General features: G+C 62.1%; 21 protein-coding genes. 9 read left to right on the top strand and 12 right to left on the bottom strand.

The genetic code is table 11. The annotated features are described in order from the left end of the window. Positions 1-119: 119 nt before the first annotated feature. Complete coding sequence (locus J1G34_RS13165) at positions 120-971, bottom strand: CAP domain-containing protein (RefSeq protein ID WP_065895432.1); 852 nt, start codon at positions 969-971, stop codon at positions 120-122. A gap of 176 nt (positions 972-1147) precedes the next feature. Between J1G34_RS13165 and J1G34_RS13160 the strand changes: the two genes are divergently transcribed. Both J1G34_RS13160 and J1G34_RS13155 read left to right on the top strand, forming a co-directional pair. Then, on the top strand, positions 1148-1840 hold the full coding sequence (locus tag J1G34_RS13160; RefSeq protein ID WP_222994168.1) for a GNAT family N-acetyltransferase: 693 nt from the start codon (positions 1148-1150) through the stop codon (positions 1838-1840). A 586-nt stretch (positions 1841-2426) separates the two neighbouring features. Further along, positions 2427-3026 carry an NAD(P)H-dependent oxidoreductase gene (locus J1G34_RS13155; RefSeq protein WP_222994167.1) on the top strand — a complete coding sequence of 200 codons (600 nt, stop codon included), beginning with the start codon at positions 2427-2429 and terminating at the stop codon, positions 3024-3026. 1 nt (position 3027) lies between these two features. On the opposite strand, the gene J1G34_RS13150 is transcribed toward J1G34_RS13155, so the two are convergent. The 3 genes from J1G34_RS13150 to J1G34_RS13140 form a co-directional block, all read right to left on the bottom strand. After that, the gene (locus tag J1G34_RS13150; protein ID WP_065895435.1) at positions 3028-3417 is read right to left on the bottom strand and encodes a hypothetical protein; all 390 of its coding nucleotides are present in this window, start codon (positions 3415-3417) and stop codon (positions 3028-3030) included. A gap of 32 nt (positions 3418-3449) precedes the next feature. Further along, a complete protein-coding gene (locus J1G34_RS13145) occupies positions 3450-4706 on the bottom strand; it encodes a 3-phosphoshikimate 1-carboxyvinyltransferase (protein ID WP_222994166.1) in 1257 nt (418 codons plus the stop codon). 91 nt (positions 4707-4797) lie between these two features. Continuing rightward, a complete protein-coding gene (locus J1G34_RS13140) occupies positions 4798-5352 on the bottom strand; it encodes a UPF0149 family protein (RefSeq protein WP_222994165.1) in 555 nt (184 codons plus the stop codon). 161 nt (positions 5353-5513) lie between these two features. Between J1G34_RS13140 and J1G34_RS13135 the strand changes: the two genes are divergently transcribed. Beyond that, positions 5514-6326, top strand: coding sequence for a crotonase/enoyl-CoA hydratase family protein (locus tag J1G34_RS13135; protein WP_065895438.1), 813 nt, complete (start codon positions 5514-5516; stop codon positions 6324-6326). Between the two features lie 5 nt (positions 6327-6331). Then, positions 6332-7165, top strand: coding sequence for an NAD(+) diphosphatase (gene nudC, locus J1G34_RS13130; protein ID WP_065898302.1), 834 nt, complete (start codon positions 6332-6334; stop codon positions 7163-7165). Here the strand turns inward: nudC and J1G34_RS13125 are convergent. The 5 genes from J1G34_RS13125 to J1G34_RS13105 form a co-directional block, all read right to left on the bottom strand. Next, complete coding sequence (locus J1G34_RS13125; RefSeq protein ID WP_065884472.1) at positions 7133-7912, bottom strand: TSUP family transporter; 780 nt, start codon at positions 7910-7912, stop codon at positions 7133-7135. The genes nudC and J1G34_RS13125 overlap by 33 nt on opposite strands. A 528-nt stretch (positions 7913-8440) precedes the next feature. After that, entirely contained in the window at positions 8441-9157 is a 717-nt protein-coding gene (gene pcsA, locus J1G34_RS13120) for a phosphatidylcholine synthase (protein WP_065892588.1), read from the bottom strand. A 148-nt stretch (positions 9158-9305) separates the two neighbouring features. Further along, positions 9306-10226 carry a class I SAM-dependent methyltransferase gene (locus J1G34_RS13115; protein ID WP_065936230.1) on the bottom strand — a complete coding sequence of 307 codons (921 nt, stop codon included), beginning with the start codon at positions 10224-10226 and terminating at the stop codon, positions 9306-9308. 49 nt (positions 10227-10275) lie between these two features. Next, complete coding sequence (locus tag J1G34_RS13110) at positions 10276-10764, bottom strand: DUF1289 domain-containing protein (RefSeq protein WP_222994164.1); 489 nt, start codon at positions 10762-10764, stop codon at positions 10276-10278. 87 nt (positions 10765-10851) lie between these two features. Next, on the bottom strand, positions 10852-12102 hold the full coding sequence (locus J1G34_RS13105; RefSeq protein ID WP_130138868.1) for a ribonucleotide-diphosphate reductase subunit beta: 1251 nt from the start codon (positions 12100-12102) through the stop codon (positions 10852-10854). A 302-nt stretch (positions 12103-12404) separates the two neighbouring features. Here J1G34_RS13105 and J1G34_RS13100 point away from each other — a divergent pair, with 302 nt between their 5' ends. The 3 genes from J1G34_RS13100 (at position 12405) to J1G34_RS13090 (ending at position 14186) form a co-directional block, all read left to right on the top strand. Beyond that, complete coding sequence (locus J1G34_RS13100) at positions 12405-12923, top strand: sigma-70 family RNA polymerase sigma factor (protein ID WP_222994163.1); 519 nt, start codon at positions 12405-12407, stop codon at positions 12921-12923. Next, on the top strand, positions 12920-13828 hold the full coding sequence (locus J1G34_RS13095) for a FecR domain-containing protein (protein WP_222994162.1): 909 nt from the start codon (positions 12920-12922) through the stop codon (positions 13826-13828). The genes J1G34_RS13100 and J1G34_RS13095 overlap by 4 nt, the downstream gene beginning before the upstream one ends. 142 nt (positions 13829-13970) lie before the next feature. After that, a complete protein-coding gene (locus tag J1G34_RS13090) occupies positions 13971-14186 on the top strand; it encodes a TOBE domain-containing protein (RefSeq protein WP_057725249.1) in 216 nt (71 codons plus the stop codon). Positions 14187-14233: 47 nt separating this feature from the next. Here the strand turns inward: J1G34_RS13090 and J1G34_RS13085 are convergent, their stop codons facing one another. Then, entirely contained in the window at positions 14234-15379 is a 1146-nt protein-coding gene (locus tag J1G34_RS13085) for a MalY/PatB family protein (protein ID WP_222994161.1), read from the bottom strand. Between the two features lie 190 nt (positions 15380-15569). On the opposite strand from J1G34_RS13085, the gene ggt reads away from it, so the two are divergent. Together ggt and xth are read left to right on the top strand one after the other, a co-directional pair. After that, entirely contained in the window at positions 15570-17294 is a 1725-nt protein-coding gene (ggt, locus tag J1G34_RS13080) for a gamma-glutamyltransferase (RefSeq protein WP_222994160.1), read from the top strand. Positions 17295-17370: 76 nt separating this feature from the next. Next, a complete protein-coding gene (xth, locus tag J1G34_RS13075) occupies positions 17371-18165 on the top strand; it encodes an exodeoxyribonuclease III (RefSeq protein WP_222994159.1) in 795 nt (264 codons plus the stop codon). On the opposite strand, the gene J1G34_RS13070 is transcribed toward xth, so the two are convergent. Together J1G34_RS13070 and pnuC are read right to left on the bottom strand one after the other, a co-directional pair. Then, on the bottom strand, positions 18162-18698 hold the full coding sequence (locus J1G34_RS13070) for an AAA family ATPase (RefSeq protein WP_065896925.1): 537 nt from the start codon (positions 18696-18698) through the stop codon (positions 18162-18164). The genes xth and J1G34_RS13070 overlap by 4 nt on opposite strands. Next, positions 18695-19258, bottom strand: a complete 564-nt coding sequence (gene pnuC, locus J1G34_RS13065) for a nicotinamide riboside transporter PnuC (RefSeq protein WP_222994158.1) — start codon at positions 19256-19258, stop codon at positions 18695-18697. The genes J1G34_RS13070 and pnuC overlap by 4 nt, the downstream gene beginning before the upstream one ends. Between the last annotated feature and the right edge of the window lie 213 nt (positions 19259-19471).

The raw sequence follows: 19471 nt of genomic DNA, 5'->3' as shown, positions 1-19471 counted from the left end.
AGCCTTGAAGAGGTCAGACTGCCTAGCTACAGACCGGTATGACCGCAATCAGTTCAGCACGTTACTCTCCCGGATAGCACTTTGATTTTATTGCTCATTTGGCGGCTCGGCCGCAGGCTTTATTGTGTGCCGAACAGCCCCGTCCAATAGATGCCCGCATCGCTTTTCGGGTCCATCGCGTAGGCCGCGCCCAAATCGCGAAATTGCGGGTTCATCAGGTTGGCGCAATGGCCGGGGCTGGCGAGCCAACCGTCGATTACCTTGCGCGGCGTATCGAGACCGGCGGCGATGTTTTCGCCGATATTTTTCCCGACATAGCCGGCCAGCTCGGCGCGGTCGCCGGGGGTACGGCCATCGTGGTCGAGATGATCGAAAAAGTTGCCGTTGGCCATGTTGCGCGTATGGCTGTTGGCGGCGTTGGCCAGGTCGTCGTTCCACGACAGCGGCGTGGTCGCCGTGAACGCCTGGGTGCCGCACTCGCGCGGCTGGGCGCGGGCGGCGTTGATCAGGTCGAGCAGCTTGCGGCCTTCGGTCTGCCAGTCGCCCAGGCCACTGGTCAGCAGCGGACGCGCCAGTACGATGCGCCAGTCCTGGCCGTTGTTGCTCACGCCGATATCGACGAATTGCGGGTCGAGCACCACGCGACAGAAGCTCTCACGCACCGCCTTCATGGCGGCCTCGGCGTCCCTGGGCCCGGACAGGCTGATGGCCTGCACGTTGACCATCGGGTACGCGGCCCGCGCCAGCGACTGCTGCAAATCGCCGACATTGGAGGCCGGCAGCACCAGCCGTGTGTCACTGGCCAGCGGCGGCAACTCCTGGGAACCCTGGTCGTTGCAGCGCTGCACCTGGCTGCGGTACTGGTTGATCTGTTGCACCAACTGACTTTCTTCATTCGCCATCGCGCTGGCGCAGAACACCGTACTGGCGGCCAGCGTCGTAAGACCCATCATCAATGACAGAACGCGCATGGACGTTACCCTTGAGCTTGAAAGTGCCCATGATGCGCGATCCAGGGGCATGCATGCACCCGTTGGTCCGAACTTTTTTCACTCAATTGTTGAGTGGCGGCTGTCGAGCACTCCGGCGACACGGCGCGCAACAGGTACAATTGCCGCTGCCTCGACGTGAAACCCCAGGAATTTGCATGTTCAGCCTTACCCGCTACACCACGCCCTGTCCCGAACCGGTCAACAGCCAGATCCTGCAGATGGTGGTCGACAACCTCACCGACATCAGCAGCGTGGCCCTGGCGCCCAGTAACCTGCTCTATAACATCTACCAGTACGCCATCGGTTTTGAGGTGCACCTGTATCTCGAGGCGCTGGACGGCTCGAAGGGCATCAGCGTTGAGCTGGTCGTGGCGATGCAGGACGAGACCGTCGTCGGCTTCTGCCTGTACCTGCCGGTGAAGGACGACCCTCAAGCCTGTGGCGTGGCCTTTATGGCCGTGCACGCCGGTTTCAGGCGCCAGGGCGTGGCCCGGGCCATGCTCGATGACGTGTTGGCGCGCTATCCCCATGCGGAACTGGCGTGTTCGGTCGAGAAGGTCCCCGCATTCGAAGCCATGGGCTTCAAGGTGCGCGGCGTGCGCGGCACGCAAGTGCTGATGAATACGCGGGACTACGGGACCGATGGGCTGATGGGGGTGCTGGACGTGGCTGCCATCTACAGCTCGCTGGAAGTGCGGCAGATCCATACCTACCTGCTGCAAAAGCACGGTAAGCGCGCCATGGTCGATGCGGAAAAGCAGCGTGATCGGCATTTGGATCAACTAACGCGCAAGGTACGGATGTTTGTGAGCGAGCGTTTGGCAAGAGGTTCGAACACTGAAGATTAAACTGTGGGAGGGGGCTAGCCCCCGATAGCGGTGTGTCAGTTGCAGATGCATTCACTGGCACTCCCTCATCCGGGCATAGGTATCTACACAACGCAGCCGCGCCCACCCGTAACCACAATGCGAAGCGAGTCGCTCTTGATCTTGATCTGCTTTTGATCTCAGGCGCCCCGTTAAACCACGCTGGCCGAACGCAGGCTTGAATTCGTGGGTAACCCGGCAGGACGCCGGGTTAGCCGCACTGGGCCATGGATGGCCCATTGCGGCGGCCCACGGATTCAAGCCTGCGTTCGGGCACACCGAGCCTAGGCGAGGTGCCGAGTGGTGGGGCAAGAGCGTTTTGCTTACTTTTGCGCTTTTCAAAAGTGAGACGCCGTCAGGGCGGAACCCTAAGCAGCCGTTACCGCAGAAACGGATATGTACCCGGTCCAATCCAACATCCTGGTCGGCCCAGAGGCCGCCATCGGGGGCAAGCCCCCTCCCACAGTTGATCTGGTTTATCAGACAGACCTCATCCTGCTATCTACCAAAAGTAACTTAAGAATGGTAACTTACTAAAGGTAGATTAAGCCCAAAAGGACGCCATGCCATGCACGCACTGATCGTTGTTGCCCATCACGACCCGCAATCCCTCACCCGCAGCGTGGCCGAGCAGGTCGGCGCGGGTTTGAGCGCTTGCGGCCACACCTTTGAAATCGCCGACCTCGCAGCGGAAGGTTTCGACCCACGCTACACCGCCGCTGACCACCGGGTACACCGCAGCGGGGCAATGCCGCCGGCGGATGTGCGGGCCGAACAGGCACGCATCGACCGCGCCGACGCGTTGGTGCTGGCGTTCCCGATCTATTGGTGGTCCATGCCGGCGTTGCTCAAGGGCTGGATCGACCGCGTCTTCGTCAACGGCTGGGCGATCGAGTACGGCCCGGACATCCCCATGACCAAGAAACTGCGGCACTTGCAGGTGCATCTGCTGGCCTTGGGCGCTGCGGATGCAAGCGCCTTTGACCGGCACGGCTATGCCAAGGCCATGCGCACGCAGATCGATTACGGGATCTTTGACTATTGCGGCGCGCAGGTGCTGACCTCGGAGCTGCTGCTGGACTCGGAAACCGACAGTGCCCAGGCGCATTTGCACAAGGCCAGGATGGTCGGGCAGGGGCTGTTTGAGCGTGAGACAGTCGCCGGGTGATTCAAGCGTCGCGAAACAGGTCGTGGGCGTCCAGCAAGCGGTAGGCAATCTCGGGCTGCTTCTCCATGCCGCGACGAATCGCTGCCGGGATCGATTGCCGGGTCTTGCGACACAGGCCGGGCAGTTCGTCGATGACGATCTGGATCCCGCGCATGCTCTTGACCTCGGTATGGCCCGGCGCGATATGCAGGCGGATGCCCAATTGTTCGTACATACGCTGCTGCATATGCTCCAGGTCCTGCAGGCTCTTGAGGTTTTCCAGGCGCTCGAGCAGGCGTTTTTCTTCCTGGCGTGTCAGGTTGAGAATGCGCAGGTCGGCGCCGGGCGCCTCCAGCAAGCGTTCGCGCTCGCAGACGCAGGCGCCGGGCGGGCAGGGTTGGCGAATGGTCATGTGCGTGCCCTCCCGTAACCTGCGCGGTGGCCTTAGTAGCTGAGCGTCACGCCGAGGCTGCCCAGGGCCTTCCAGTACCCAGGATAGGTCTTGGCCACGCAGTCCGGATCTTGAATGTGAATGCCCGAGACTTTCAGCCCGGCCAGGGCAAAGCACATGGCGATGCGGTGGTCGGCATGGGTGTCGATCGATGCGTTGCACGATGTGCCGGCCAGGGCCGGGTCGGCGGCCACCAGCAGATCGTCGCCCTCGATGGTCGCCAGGCCCGCACGGATTGCGTTGAGGCCGTCATGCAGCGCCTGCACGCGGTCACATTCCTTGACGCGCAGGTTGGCCAGTTCAGTAAAGCGCACCGGGGTGTTGTTGAAGGCGGCGAGCACCGCCAGGGTCGGGATGGCGTCCTGCATCTGCGAGCCCACCACCGTAGCCGGCATGTTCGGGAACTGGGCGATCACTGCCTGGGCCTTGGCGTCCGGCTGGGTGAAATCCTCGGCGGCGACGCCGATGTCGATACGGCCGCCGGTCAATACTTCTGCGGCCCACAAGTAGGTGGCTGCGGAGGCGTCGGGTTCGATCAGGTAATCGTGGGCGGTGTAGCCGGTCGCGGCCACGCGCCAGGTGCTGTCGTCGACGGCTTCAACCTGAGCGCCGAAGGCACGCATGCAATCGAGGGTCAGGTCCACATAGCCACGGGCACCGATGTCCTTGCCGGTCAATGCGACTTCAATCGGCGCTTCGCCGCAGGCTGCGAGCATCAGCAGCGCCGATACATATTGGCTGGACAGCCCGCCATCGATCTCGAAGCGCTTGGCCTGGACCTTGCCCACGCCGTGCACGGTCACCGGTGGGCAGCCGGTCGGGCTGTCGACCCGGATGCCGTTCTGGCAGAGGGTGGCGAGCAGTGGCCCGATCGGGCGCTTTTGCATGTAGTCGTCGCCGTCCAGTACCACGGTGCCTTCCACGGTGGCGACAGCGGCGGTGAGAAAGCGCATGGCGGTGCCGGCATTGCCGAGGAACAGCGGTTGCGCCGGCCATTGCAGTTTGCCCTGGCCGGTAACCACGAAGGTGGTGTCGTCCGGCTCATCGATGATCACGCCCATCTGCCGCAGGGCTACCGACATGTGGCGGGTGTCGTCGCTCTTCAGGGCGCCGCTCAAGCGGCTGGTGCCGTTGGCCAGGGCCGCCAGCAACAGGGCGCGGTTGGTAATGGATTTGGAGCCGGGGGGCGCGACCTTGCCATTGAGAGGAAAGTTGGGCGGTGTAACGGTCACGGTTTTCTGCGAACTCAAGGGACAAGGCTCCTGATCAAGGCGAGGTGGCATGGAGTGGCCGACGGGGCGGACCCGAATAATCGGCCAAAGGTGCGGTGCTTGTCGAGATTTAGCGCTGGCTCAGCCAGTAATCGTGCAGCGCTCGGGCGGCCGGTTCGATTTCGCCGACCTGGTGCTGATGAGCCTGCACATCCAGGTCCGCCGGCAACTCGAAATTATCCTGCTCGGCGCACCAGGAGATTTTTTCGAACTGAACGGCCAGTTCGGCGGGCAGCGCTGGCCAGTTGCCAATGGCGGCGCCACGGATGTAGCCAAAGCACCATTCTTCCGCAAGGGTCACAGACTGGCCGTGGTGCTCTTTTTCATCGAACAGGGCCTTGAACTCACTGGAGTCGCCGGCCAGTTGCGCCGCCAGCGTGTTGAAGTGGCGTACACACAGGTCCAGGAACTGCCCGGCCTCTGCGGGGCTTTCCCAGTCCGGGTTCTGCCCGCCCCAGATTGCCGGGAACCATTCGGCGACCTCCACCTGCGTCGGGCTGGAGACCAAGGCCGTGAAATAACCGTCGAGTTCAGCCAGGTTCAGCACCGAATGGTCGTCGCCGTACTTGAGCAGGGTCTCTTCGATCAGGTCGAAATCGGCGGGGGTGAGGGGCTGGGCGTGCATGGGGCATATCCTTCAAACGTCGAACGCCGCAGTGGGGCGGCTTAAAGCGCCAAGGATGGCGCCTGGCAAGGTTTTTTGCCAGTCCCGCTTTTGGCCGATGCGCCGTTGCCTGGCCTTGTTATAGTTCAGGCCTTATCACTCGCCAGTCAGGGATCACTGCCATGTCCGAATACCAAGCTTTCGTCGTCGAACTCAACGGCAACGTTGCCCATGTGCAGATCAACCGCCCGGAAAAGATCAACGCGATGAACGCGGCGTTCTGGAGCGAAATCATCGATATCTTCCAATGGGTCGAAGACACCGATGCCGTGCGCGCGGTGGTGCTCAGCGGTGCTGGCAAGCACTTTTCCTCCGGTATCGACCTGATGATGCTCGCTTCGGTAGCCAACGAGCTCGGCAAGGATGTGGGCCGTAACGCGCGCGTGCTGCGGCGCAAGATCCTCGAACTGCAAGCCTCGTTCAATGCGGTCGACAACTGCCGCAAGCCGGTGCTGGCAGCGATCCACGGCTATTGCATCGGCGGCGCCATCGACCTGATCAGCGCCTGTGACATGCGCTACGCCGCCGAGGATGCGCTGTTCTCGATCAAGGAAGTCGACATCGGCATGGCCGCCGACGTCGGCACCTTGCAACGCCTGCCGCGCATCGTCGGCGACGGCATGTTGCGCGAACTGGCCTACACCGGTCGTCAGTTCGGCGCCGAAGAAGCGCGCAGCATCGGCCTGGTCAATCGCGTGTATGCCGACTCGACCAGCCTGTTGGCGGGCGTCATGGCCATCGCCCATGAAATCGCCGCCAAGTCGCCGATTGCCATCACCGGCACCAAGGCGATGATCAGCTATATGCGCGACCACAGCATCAATGACGGCCTGGAATACGTTGCCACCTGGAACTCGGCTATGTTGCAATCCAACGACCTGCGCGTGGCCATCGCGGCCCATATGAGCAAACAGACACCCGAATTCGTGGATTGATTGATATGACCCCAGGCTGGATTACCACAACGCTGCTGGACAACGACGCCGCCGGCGGCTGGGCCGTGGCCCGCAGCCGCGATGGCTTTTTGCACGATGCCAACGGGCCGCTGTTCCCCCGCGAATGGCTCAAGCGCCAGGACCTGTCGGTCTTTGCCGAACACGGCATCGGGCATCTCGATGGCGAGCCGGTGTACCTGCTGGAAATCAACGGTACTGCTGAGGTGCCGGGCTGCAGCTGGCAAGGCCTGCGCGGCTTTATGCTGCAAGGCGATCACACGCTGTACAAAGTGCTGGGTTATGCCGCACAGATCGGCACCTGGGCGCGCGAGCATCGCTTCTGCGGCAGTTGCGGCCAGGCCATGGTCCAGGTGCCACGGGAACGGGCGATGTACTGCCAAGCCTGCGACCTGCGCAGCTATCCGCGGATTTCGCCGAGCATGATCGTGCTGGTGACCCGTGGCGATGAAATCCTGCTGGCGCGCTCGCCACGCTTTGTCACCGGGGTCTACAGCACCCTGGCCGGCTTTGCCGAGCCGGGTGAGTCGGCTGAAGACTGCCTGATCCGTGAGGTGCGCGAGGAAGTGCAGGTCGAGGTGAAGAACCTGCAGTATATGGGCAGCCAGTGCTGGCCGTTCCCGCATTCGATGATGCTGGGCTTTCATGCCGAGTATGCCGGTGGCGACATCGTGCCCCAGGCCGACGAAATCGAAGATGCGCAGTGGTTCAATATCCACGACCTGCCGCCGTTGCCGGCGTCACGCTCGATTGCGCGTTACCTGATCGACCTCTATGTGGCGCGCCGCCTAGGCCACGCTGAACCAGTGCTGCCAGGCTAGGCGCACGGTCAGGCCGAGCACCACGGTGATGAACACCGGGCGAATGAACTTGGCGCCGCCGCTGATGGCGCTGCGAGCGCCAAAGAATGCGCCGCCCATCACCGAGATGCCCATCGCCAGGCCGACGATCCAGTCCACCGAACCGTTGATGATGAACACCGTCAATGCCGCCGCGTTGCTGACGAAGTTCATGCTGCGCGCCACGCCGCTGGCCTTCACCAGGTCGATCGGGTGCAGCAGCATCGTGCTCACGGTCCAGAACGCGCCGGTGCCTGGCCCGGCCACGCCGTCGTAGAACCCCAGGCCGAAGCCCTGGGTGGCCTGCCATTTCTTCTTGATGGGTGCCTCGGCGTCCAGCGGCGCCTTGGGCGTGCCGCCGAACAGCAGGTACACCCCGCAGGCAAACACGATCACCGGCAGCATCTTGTTCAGGGTTTCGGCGGGCAAATAGTGCGCGACCACGGCGCCGGTCAGCGCACCGATCAGCGTACCGACGATGGCATGCACCCATTGGCGCGGGTGGAACAGCTTGCGGCGGTAGAAGGTAAAGCTGGCGGTGGCCGAGCCAAAGGTGGAACTGAGCTTGTTGGTGCCCAGCACCAGGTGCGGTGGCATGCCGGCGGTAAGCAGGGCAGGGGTGGTGAGCAGGCCGCCGCCGCCGGCGATGGCGTCGATGAAACCGGCAACAAAGGCCACGACGGCGAGAATGGCGAGGGTGGTCAGGTCAACGCTGAGTTCGAAGGGCATGGGCAGGGCTTATTGTTGGCGGGGCTGCTGGGAAGGCCGCCATCTTACCCCCCGGATGTGCGCAAAACCAAATGTGGGAGGGGGCTTGCCCCCGATGGCGGCCTGAGGGCCGACCAGGATGTTGGATTGGACCGGGTACATATCCATTATTTAGGTAACGGCTGCTTAGGGTTCCGCCCTTACGGCGGCTCACTTTTGAAAAGCGCAAAAGTAAGCAAAACGCTCTTGCCCCACCACTCGGCACCTCGCCTAGGCTCGGTGTGCCCTCTCTCCGGCTTGAATCCGTGGGCCGCCGCAATGGGCCATCCCTGGCCCAGTGCGGCTAACCCGGCGTCCTGCCGGGTTACCCACGGATTCAAGCCTGCGTTCGGCCAGCGTGGTTTAACGGGGCGCCTAAGATCAAAAGCAGATCAAGATCAAGAGCGACTCGCTTCGCATCGTGGTTACGGTTGGGCGCTACAGAGTTGTGTAGATACCTATGGCCATCGGGGGCAAGCCCCCTCCCACATTTTGATCCTGGGTGCTGGGTTATTTATGGGTACCCAGCCATTCCAGCGCCGTGCGCCAGATGCAGATGCCCAGAAAGTACGCCGACATCAGCGACCACAGCCCGAACGTCCACGGGTTGGTGTTCGGATAATCCACCACCATCAGGAAACTGCACAGCAACCAGATCGTGGTCACCGCGATATTGATCGGCATGAAGCGCTTGACCCGGAACGGGTGCAGGAACTTCATCGGCGTCACGGTCAGCAGCGCCAGGCCGATCACGGTCAGCAGGGTGACCCATGCGTCCGGCTGGATGATGTACACGCACAGGGCCACCACGTTCCACGCCGCCGGGAAGCCGACGAAATAGTTGTCCTTGCTCTTCATGTTCACGTTGCAGAAACAGAACAGCGACGACACTAGGATCACCGACACCGCAAACAGGTGGGTAAATTCCGGCAGGTCGATATAGCGGTAGATAAACAGTGCCGGGATGAACACGTAGGTGAGGTAATCGATCACCAGGTCCAGTACCGAGCCGTCAAAGCTGGGCAGCACCGTGCTGACGTTGACCCGTCGCGCCAGGGAGCCGTCGAGGCCATCGACCACCAGGGCCAGGCCTAGCCACAGCAGGCAGGCCTTGGGTGAGTTTTCCAGCAGCGCCAGGGTGGCCAGGAATGCCAATACCACGCCCGTGGCGGTGAAGCCGTGGGCACCCCAGGCTTTGATTCTGGCTACATGCAGGGTCGATATCACGGGCGGTTCTCCAAAGGATCAAACGGGGCAGCCGACAGCGTAACGCCGTCGAGTCTGGCCGGGGAATGCAGGTATCGACCGGGAAGGCGGGGATAAGGTTCACCACCCGGCGTATGGCTTAGCGTAGCAAGCGCAGCAAGTTTCGGCATCAGCCCTGGCGAAACACCAGGGCCTTCAAGCCACTTTGAGGGTCGATATCCGGGAATTCCGGCGGGTTTTCCAGGCGTTCTACAAAGCGCAGGCCCGCTGCCTCGCGGCTGACGCCGTCGATCAGGAAGTCTTCGCCGAACGCCGGATCGTTCATGCACGCCAGCACCGTGCCGTGGGGCGTGAGCAAGTCCGGCAGGCGACGCAGCACGCGCTGGTAGTCCTTGGTCAGCAGGAAGCTGCCTTTCTGGAAGGACGGCGGGTCGATGATCACCAGGTCATAGGGGCCGCTGTGGGTGACCTTGGCCCAGGACTTGAACAGGTCGTGGCCCAGAAAGGTCACCTTGCTCAAGTCGTGACCATTGAGGCGATGGTTGTCGCGCCCACGGCTCAGGGCGCCACGGGCCATGTCCAGGTTCACCACATGCTCGGCGCCGCCTTCGACAGCGGCCACGGAAAACCCGCAGGTGTAGGCAAACAGGTTAAGCACGCGCTGGCCTTTGGCCTGCTCGCGCACCCAGTTGCGGCCGTAGCGCATGTCGAGGAACAGGCCGCTGTTCTGCTTTTTACCCAAGTCGATCAGGTAGCGCAGGCCGCCTTCGGTAATGGTCAGCTCGTCGAGGGCGTCACCGACCAGCCACTCGGTGGTGCTTTGCGGCAGATAGCGGTGTTGCAGCGCTACGGTATGGGCGCCGCAACCGGCCCAGTCGATCTGCAACAACAGCTGCTTCAAGGCCTGCAGATGCTCGGTCTCCTTGAACAGCGCCACCAGCACCACGCCTTGCAGCCAGTCCACCGTCAGTTGCTCAAGGCCCGGCCAGCAGCGGCCACGGCCGTGGAACAGGCGGCGGGTTTCAGCGGGCGGGGTGGCCAGGGCAGTGAGCAGATGGGCGTGCAGGGTAGCGAGTGCGTCTGGGGTCATCGGTGAGCGTCAGTCGTTGAGCGGGCGGCATTTTAAACACAATTGTGCGTCAGAGCGTGGCGATCAGGGCTGGACCAAAGGTTTCGCGCAGAAAAACCGGGGCAATGTAGCGCTCGTAATGGGCTTCGGACAGCAGGAAAAACTCGCGGTCAATCGCATCGCGCAAGTCGGTGAGGGGACGCTCGCGAAACTCCGGCAGCAACGCCAGGCCATAGGCGTCCAGGTTCGACATGACCCGCGCACCCCGGGCAATCAGCTGGTACGCCCAGCAATACGGCGACTGCTGCGGCATGAAGCGAATCTTGCGATCTTCCAGTTGCTGGCGCAGGCGCTGCGGGTCGAAGACTTCCAGCTTGCTGCTCATCACCTGCACCAGCAACTGCTCCAGGCGCAGCCACACCGCGTGCTTTTCCTCGGTGCTATAGCCGTTCCACTGGATCACTTCATGGTGATAACGCTTGCAGCCCCGGCAGACCAGGTCACCGTAGACGGTGGAACACAGGCCTACGCAGGGCGTTTTGATGGTTTGATTGGGCATAAAGGCAATTTGCAAAGTTATGGAACACCGCGTTCCCAATGTGGGAGGGAGCAAGCCCCCTTCCACATTTTGGAGCTGTGCTGTTAATCAATCCCAGCTCAGCGCGCCACCGGTCTGGTACTCGATCACGCGGGTTTCGAAGAAGTTTTTCTCTTTCTTCAAGTCCATAATCTCGCTCATCCACGGGAACGGGTTGGTCGTCCCTGGGTACTCTTCTTTAAGACCGATCTGCGACAAACGACGGTTAGCGATGAACTTGAGGTAATCCTCCATCATCGCCGCGTTCATACCGAGAACACCGCGAGGCATGGTATCCCGCGCATATTCAATCTCCAGCTGCGTGCCCTGCAGAATCATCTGGGTCGCTTCTTCCTTCATCTCGGCATCCCACAAATGCGGGTTTTCGATTTTGATCTGGTTGATCACATCGATCCCGAAGTTCAGGTGCATCGACTCATCGCGCAGGATGTACTGGAACTGCTCGGCCACGCCGGTCATTTTGTTGCGGCGGCCCATGGACAGGATCTGGGTGAAGCCGCAGTAGAAGAAGATGCCTTCCAGGACGCAGTAGTAGGCGACCAGGTTGCGCAGCAGCTCTTTGTCGGTGTCGACGGTGCCGGTTTCGAACTTCGGATCGGAGATCGAGCGTGTGTACTTCAGGCCCCAGGCGGCTTTTTTAGCGACCGATGGGATCTCGTGGTACATGTTGAAGATCTCGCCTTCATCCATGGCCAACGATTCGATGCAGTATTGGTAGGCGTGGGTATGGATCGCTTCTTCGAAGGCCTGGCGCAGGATGTACTGGCGGCACTCGGGATTGGTGATCAGGCGGTACACGGCCAGCACCAGGTTGTTGGCGACCAGGGAGTCGGCGGTGGAGAAGAAGCCGAGGTTGCGCATGACGATGCGACGTTCGTCGTCGGTCAGGCCTTCGGGGTTTTTCCACAGGGCGATGTCGGCGGTCATGTTGACCTCTTGCGGCATCCAGTGGTTGGCGCAGCCGTCGAGGTATTTCTGCCAGGCCCAGTCGTACTTGAAGGGCACGAGTTGGTTGAGGTCGGCGCGGCAGTTGATCATGCGCTTTTCGTCAACGGCGACGCGGGCGGAGGCGCCTTCGAGTTCGGCGAGGCCTTCGGCGACGTCGAGTTTGTCCAGTTCGGCCTTGGCGCGTGCGATGGCGGCCGAATCACTGGCGGTGACGGCGCGGGCTTCGATGGCGGCGGCGGCGCCGGCTCCGTCGAGGCGGTCCATGTTGGCTTCGGTGGCGTGGCCGGCGTTGGCGCCTCTGACTACCGCTGCAACGCTGTCTTCGTTGTCGACTTCATCCCAACTCAGCATTGAAATACTCCTTCCAGATCTGTTCTGACGGTGTGTGGACCCGTCCAAAAAATAGGCGGTTTGCAGGCTTCAGGCATTGAAATACTGCGCAGAGTGTGGTCGGAAAATACCGATACTGCACACTATGTAGTGGTCTGTTCTGTTTGTGGGCACACTATATGGTGTGTAACAGGGGAGGTCAACGCGCAAGAAGATCGTCTTAGTTTTTAAACGTTGCGTTGAAAAGATCGTGGTATAGCGACGCAACATTAAATAGAATGAATCTCATTTGAGACTCAGTCGCGCCGCGCAGGTCGCTTGCCATGAATGATGCTGTTGTACCGACCCATGCCCCCGAACCGACCGTGTCGAGCCTGTACCGCGACCATCACAGCTGGCTGGAAAGCTGGCTGCGCCGGCGTTTGGGCAATGCCTGGGACGCCGCGGACCTGAGCCAGGATACCTTCCTGCGCGTGCTTGCCAGCGCGCAGCCGATCGAGCAGATGCAGGAGCCGCGCGCCTATCTGGTGACCGTCGGCAAACGCCTGCTGGTGAATTTCCATCAGCGGCGCAGCCTCGAACAGGCTTATCTGAATGCCTTGGCCAGCCTGCCGCAGGCCTGCGTGCCTTCGCCGGAACAACGCTGGCTGTTGCTGGAAACCTTGCACGCCCTGGACGACCTGCTTGAGGGGTTACCAGTGCGGGTGCGCCGCGCTTTTCTGTGGAGCCAGCTGGAAGGCCTGGGCTATCGGGAGATCGCCGCACGCCTCAATGTGTGTGAACGCACGGTAAAACGCTACATGGCCCAGGCCTATGAACACTGCCTGCTGGTGAACCTGTGAACCGCGACGTTGCCCGCGCCGCCGCCCAGTGGCTGGCGCTGCTGGAGTCAGGCGCGGCCACCGAGCGCGACCACGTCGCGTTGCAGCGCTGGCGTGACAGCCATCCCCAGCACGAACAGACCTGGCAAAGCGCGCAGGCCCTGCGCCAGCGTTTCAGCGACTTGCCGCAGGCCCTGGCGATGGCCAGCCTTGATCGCCCGCAACCCGGACGGCGTGCCGTGCTCAAGCGCGCGCTGGGCATAGCGGCACTGCTGCCGACGGCCTGGCTGCTCAGCAGGCAATTGCCCATCCAGACCTGGCGCGCCGATCTGCACACGGCCACGGGGGAGCGCACGCGCATGGCATTGGCTGACGGCGCCAGCGTGCAACTCAATACCGCGACGGCGGTGGACGTGGACCCGGCGCAGCGACGCATCACCCTGGTCGAGGGTGAGCTGGCGTTGAATGTACCCGCAGCGACGGCGGTGAGGGTACAGACGCGTTACGGCGAGCTGACGGTCAGCCAGGCTGAAGTGTGTGTTCGGCAACTGGACGCCGGTTGCCTGGTGTCTGTGCTCAAGGGCTCCGTGCGGGTACGCGACCTGGACGGGCGCACGGCAACCTTGCAAGGGGGTCAGCAAGCGCCGTTGAAAAGCACCGGGCTCGGCGCCTGGGTCGCGTTCGATGCGCTGCAACTGGGCTGGCGCGACGGTGTACTGACCGCGCAGAACCAGGCGCTGGGGGATTTCCTGCGGGAATTGGCGCGTTATCGCCCGGGCGTGCTGCGCTGGGACCCGCGCCTGGAACAGTTGCGGGTCACCGGCAGTTTTCGTTTGGACGATACCGATCGCATCCTCGACCTGCTGGCCTCCAGCTTGGGGTTGCACGTACAGGCGCGGACCCGCTATTGGGTCACGCTGTCCTGAAGTGCTGGGATGGGCAATGCTTTATATATCCATATCGAATAAATAAAGAGTTATATATTCCTTTTATTATTTTTCTCGATGGCGCATTTTGAGGGCCTGCGCATTCGTGCGGATTGACCCAACAGCCAAAAGGAAAGCCGACATGACCATCAAAGCGATCAACGTGCGCAACCAGTTCAAGGGCACCATCAAGGAAATTCTGCTGGGGGAAGTGGTGTCGGAAATCGACGTGCAGACTGCGTCCGGCATCGTCACTTCGGTCATCACCACCCGTTCGGTGCGCGACCTGGAGCTGAAAGTGGGCAGTGAAGTGATTGCCTTCGTGAAATCCACCGAAGTGTCGATTGCCAAACTCTGAGACACGCATGAGAACGGGGCCGCCGCGCTGCCCCGGTCCCTCGTCACTTACAGCTGGCGCAGGGCGCGCTCCATGCGTTGCAAGCCTTCTTCCAGCATCGCCCGTGGGCAGCCGAAGTTCAGGCGCACGAACTGTTGGCTGTCATCGCCAAACTCGATCCCGGCACTCAACCCAACCTTGGCCTGTTCAAGGAAAAACTGTTGCGGATCTTCCAGGCCCAGGGCGCTGCAATCGAGCCAGGCCAGGAATGTACCTTCCGGCGCGTGCATGACCACGCCGGGCAGGCGGGTTTGCACGGCGTCGAGCAGGTAGTCACGGTTGCCTTGCAGGTAGTGCACCAGCGCTTCGAGCCAGTCGCCGCATGCGCTGTAGGCGGCGCGGGTAGCTTCCAGGCCGAGGGGGCTGACGCTGTCGACCATGCCGCAGCGAGCCTGGTTGAAACGCTCGCGAATCGCGGCATTCTGGATCACCGCAAAACAGGTCTTCAGGCCGGCGACGTTATAGGCCTTGCTGGCCGACATCAGCGTAATGGTGCGTTGCGCGATCTCGGGGCTGAGGCTGGCGGTGGGAATATGGCGACGGCCGTCAAAGCACAGCTCGGCGTGGATTTCATCGGAAATGATCAGCGCGCCGTTTTCCATGCACGCCTGTGCAATCGCCAGCAGCTCGTCGCGGGGGAAGACCTTGCCGATCGGGTTGTGCGGGTTGCTCAGCAGCAGCGCACCGGCACCGCTCAAGGCATCGCGCATGGCCGCCAGCGGCGTGCGGTATCGGCCATCAATCAGCTCGAACGGCACTTCGATGCGCGGCAGGTTCCAGTGGCCGGGTGCGAGGCGAATCGGCCGATAGTTGGGGGTTTGCAGCACCACCGGCTGGCCCGGCTGGACGAACGCGTGCAGCGCCATATTGAAACCCGGCTCGACGCCGGGCAGGAACAACAGCTCATCCGGTTCAACACGCCAGGCGTACTTGGCCCACAGGTCGGCGATGATCGCCTCGCGCACGTCCGGGCCGGCGACACTGTAGCCGAGCACCTGCTGGTCGAGGCGCGCATGCAGGGCCTCGAGCACGGCGGGCGGGGCGGCGATGTCCATGTCGGCGATCCACATCGGCAACACGTCTTGCGGGTAGCGGTTCCACTTGGTGCTGCCGGTGCCGAGGCGTGGGTGGATCGTGTCGAAATCAAAGCTCATGGGGTGCTCGTATCAGGGGGGGTATAAAGAGTGGCGCTGATTCTAGCGCCATTCGTTTTATAGGCCAGCGCTGAATATTTCGGGCTACCGTTCCATCACCGACAAGCTCTGTCATAAAAACGCCATTGCGCTGGGGATCGAATCAGGGAAGGGCTATTTTGGTGCATCTCAATCACTCGAGTAGTCACGGATGAAATACCAAGCCTTCAACCGCACCTTGATTGCCACTGTCCTGGTGTTGACGGTCAGTGGTGTGCAGGCCGCTTCCCAGGCCCCGGTGGCCGGGGAAAATGGCATGGTGGTCACCGCCCAGCATTTGGCAACGCAGGTGGGCGTGGATGTGCTCAAGGCCGGTGGCAATGCGGTGGATGCGGCCGTTGCGGTCGGTTACGCCCTGGCCGTGGTGTACCCGGCGGCGGGCAACTTGGGCGGCGGCGGGTTCATGACCGTGCAACTGGCGGACGGGCGCAAGACGTTCCTCGACTTCCGCGAAAAAGCCCCTTTGGCGGCAACGGCCAATATGTACCTGGATAAAGACGGCAACGTCATCGAGGGCCTGAGCGCCAAGGGTCACCTGGCTGTCGGCGTGCCTGGCACTGTTTCCGGCATGGAGCTGGCCCTGAACAAATACGGCACGCTCAAGCGCGCCCAGGTGATTGCGCCGGCGATCAAGCTGGCAGAAAACGGTTTTGCCCTGGAGCAGGGCGACATCGACCTGCTGCACACCGCCACCGCAGAGTTTGAAAAAGATCAGGACCTGCGCGCGATCTTCCTGCACAACGGGCAACCGCTGCAGGTCGGCCAGACGCTGGTGCAGAAGGACCTGGCCAGGACCCTCAAGGAAGTGTCCGCCAAGGGCAGCGATGGCTTCTATAAAGGTTGGGTCGCCAAGGCCCTGGTCGACTCCAGCCAGGCCGGCAAGGGGCTGATCACCCAGGCTGACCTGGACCGATACAAAACCCGCGAACTGGCGCCCATCGAGTGCGACTACCGTGGCTACCACGTGGTCTCGGCGCCGCCGCCCAGCTCCGGTGGCGTGGTGATCTGCCAGATCATGAATATCCTCGAAGGCTACCCGATGGCGGATCTGGGCTATCACTCGGCCCAGGGCCTGCACTATCAGATCGAAGCGATGCGCCACGCGTATGTGGACCGCAACAGCTACCTCGGCGACCCGGACTTCGTGAAGAACCCGATCGCGCATCTGCTGGATAAAAACTACGCGGCGAAACTGCGCGACGCGATCGAGCCGCACAAGGCCGGGGATTCCCAGGCGATCAAGCCGGGGGTATCGCCCCATGAAGGCAATAACACCACCCACTACTCCATCGTCGACACCTGGGGCAACGCGGTTTCCGTCACCTACACCCTCAATGACTGGTTTGGCGCGGGCGTGATGGCAAGCAAGACCGGGGTGATCCTCAATGATGAAATGGACGACTTCACCGTCAAGGTCGGCGTGCCGAACATGTACGGGCTGGTCCAGGGTGAAGCCAATGCCATTGCGCCAGGCAAGGCGCCATTGTCGTCAATGAGCCCGACCATCGTGACCAAGGATGGCAAGGCGGTCATGGTGGTGGGGACGCCGGGCGGCAGCCGCATCATCACCGCCACCTTGCTGACCATCCTGAATGTCATCGACTACAAGATGAACATCCAGGAGGCCGTGGACGCGCCGCGTTTCCACCAGCAGTGGATTCCGCCAGCTACCAACCTGGAAACCTTTGCGGTCAGCCCGGATACCCGCAAGCTCCTCGAAAGCTGGTGCCATACGTTCGCCGGGCCGCAGGATGCCAATCACGTGGCCGCCATCCTGGTGGGCGCTCCGGCCCTGGATGCCAAGCCGGTGGGCAACAACCGCTTCTATGGCGCGAATGACCCGCGTCGCAATACCGGGCTGTCGTTGGGGTACTGACACCCGACTCGCTCGCGCATGGAACATCTGCGGCCTTTCCGGGCTCTACCCCAGGAGCCCCGAAAGGACCCCAGCCATGAAAGCGCTGAAAATCGCCACCTTCAACATCAACGGTATTCGTGCCCGCCTGCCTAACCTGCTGGACTGGCTGGCGCGCGAGCAGCCGGACATCGTTTGCCTGCAGGAACTCAAGGCGCCGGAGAGCCTGTTTCCCTATGCCGATTTCGAGGCGGCCGGCTACGGCGCGATTTGCCTGGGCCAGGCCTCGTGGAACGGGGTGGCGATCCTGGCCAGGGACGTGCAACCACTGGAAAGCCGGCGCGGCCTGCCCGGTGACGACGGCGATGATCAAAGCCGCTATATCGAAGCGGCCGTGCATGGCGTGTTGGTTGGTTGCCTGTACCTGCCTAACGGCAACCCGCAACCGGGGCCGAAATTCGATTACAAACTGGCCTGGTTCGAACGCCTGATCGACTACGCCCGGGCGTTGCAGGCCAGTGAACATCCGGTGCTGCTGGCCGGGGATTTCAATGTGGTGCCCACTGACCTGGACATCTACAACCCGCGCTCCTGGCTCAAGGATGCATTGTTGCAACCCGAGAGTCGGGCCTGCTATCAACGCCTGCTGGAACAGGGCTGGACGGATTCAGTGCGGCATTTGTACCCCGAAGAACGGGTGTATACGTTCTGGGACTATTTTCGCCAGCACTGGCAGAAGAATTCAGGCCTGCGCATCGACCATCTGTTGCTCAACCCCGCGCTCAAGCCCTATCTCAAGAATGCCGGCGTCGATGCCTGGGTGCGCAACGAGGCGCATGCCAGCGACCATGCGCCGACCTGGATCGAGCTCGGTACGCGTAAGAAGCGTTAATCGCTCGTTGCAGACGCGAGCAAGCGTTCGACGGCCGCAAACGCCGCCACCCGGCGCGCTTGCCAGTCTCCCCTGATCACCGCCACCGGCTGATGGTGCGCGTGCATCCAGTCCAGGCTGGCCTGGAAGAACGCCCGGCGGTCCGCCAGTTGCGGTTGGCAGCGCTGGCCGTCGGCGCTCCATTCCACGTCTTCCGGGGACAGCAGCAGATGCAGGTCGTAGTGACGGGCCAGCAGTTCGCTGTCGAGCCAGCCTGGGTAATCGCCAAACAGCGTCTGGCTCCAGAGCCGGTTGGTCAGCAGGTGGGTGTCGAGGATCAGCAGCGCCGGGCGCCGGGCGCGCGCCGCATCCTCCCAGGCCAACTGGCCCCGGGCGATCGCCGGGATATCCGCCAGGCAGGTATCGCGTTGATGCTCGTCGATGAAATGGCGCACGTATTCACCCACCATCAGCCCGCCGAAGTGCGCATGCAGCTCTGCGGCCAGCCAGCTCTTGCCGCTCGATTCCGGGCCTGCCAGCACCACCACTTTCATACGTGCAACGCCGGGTCGGCGCGCCATTCACGCCAGCCTTGCACGGCAATCACGGTAAACAGCGCATACAGCGTGGCGGTGAGGTAGAGGCCTTTGTAGAGGAATAACCCGACGAAAATCACATCCAGCACGATCCACAACGGCCAGCACTGCACGCGTTTTTGCGCCATCCACAACTGCGCCACCAGGCTGAAACCGGTCAGCGCCGCGTCGAGCCAGGGCTGGGCGGCGTCGGTCCAGTGAGCCATTGCGGCGCCGAGCAACAGACTACCGACAGCGCCCACGGCCAGGCCGGTCATGACCGCCGGCATGCCCAGGCGAGTCACCTGGCGTCCCTGCCTGACCGCGCCTGCGCGGGTCCATTGCCACCAGCCATAGAGCTGAAGGACGGCATACACCACTTGCAGCAACATGTCGGAGTAGAGTTTTACGTCGTAGAACACCCAGGTATAGAGCAGCACCATTACCAGGCCGATGGGCCAGCACCAGGGGTTCTGCTTGACCGTCAGCCAGACGGCGATCACCCCCAGTGCGGCGGCGAACAGTTCAAGCCCGGACATGGCGGTTCCTTGGGGAGTGGGAGAGGGCGGTGATTGTACCCAGAGGTGGACGATCCTCAAAACACAGCAGGTAAATGTGCGAGGGGGCATGCCCCCGATGGTTTGAGGTGGTCAACTTTTTCCGGACACCTCAATCGGTGTTTTCAGGCTGTTTGCCGCTCGTACTGATTGGGCGGCAAATAGTCTAACGATGAATGCATTCGTCGTTCATTG

The sequence above is a fragment of the Pseudomonas sp. Wu6 genome, from assembly GCF_019891515.1.
Taxonomy (GTDB): Bacteria; Pseudomonadota; Gammaproteobacteria; order Pseudomonadales; family Pseudomonadaceae; genus Aquipseudomonas; species Aquipseudomonas orientalis_A.
Note: the sequence above shows the minus strand (reverse complement) of the source record. Positions and strands in the feature narration are given on the sequence as shown.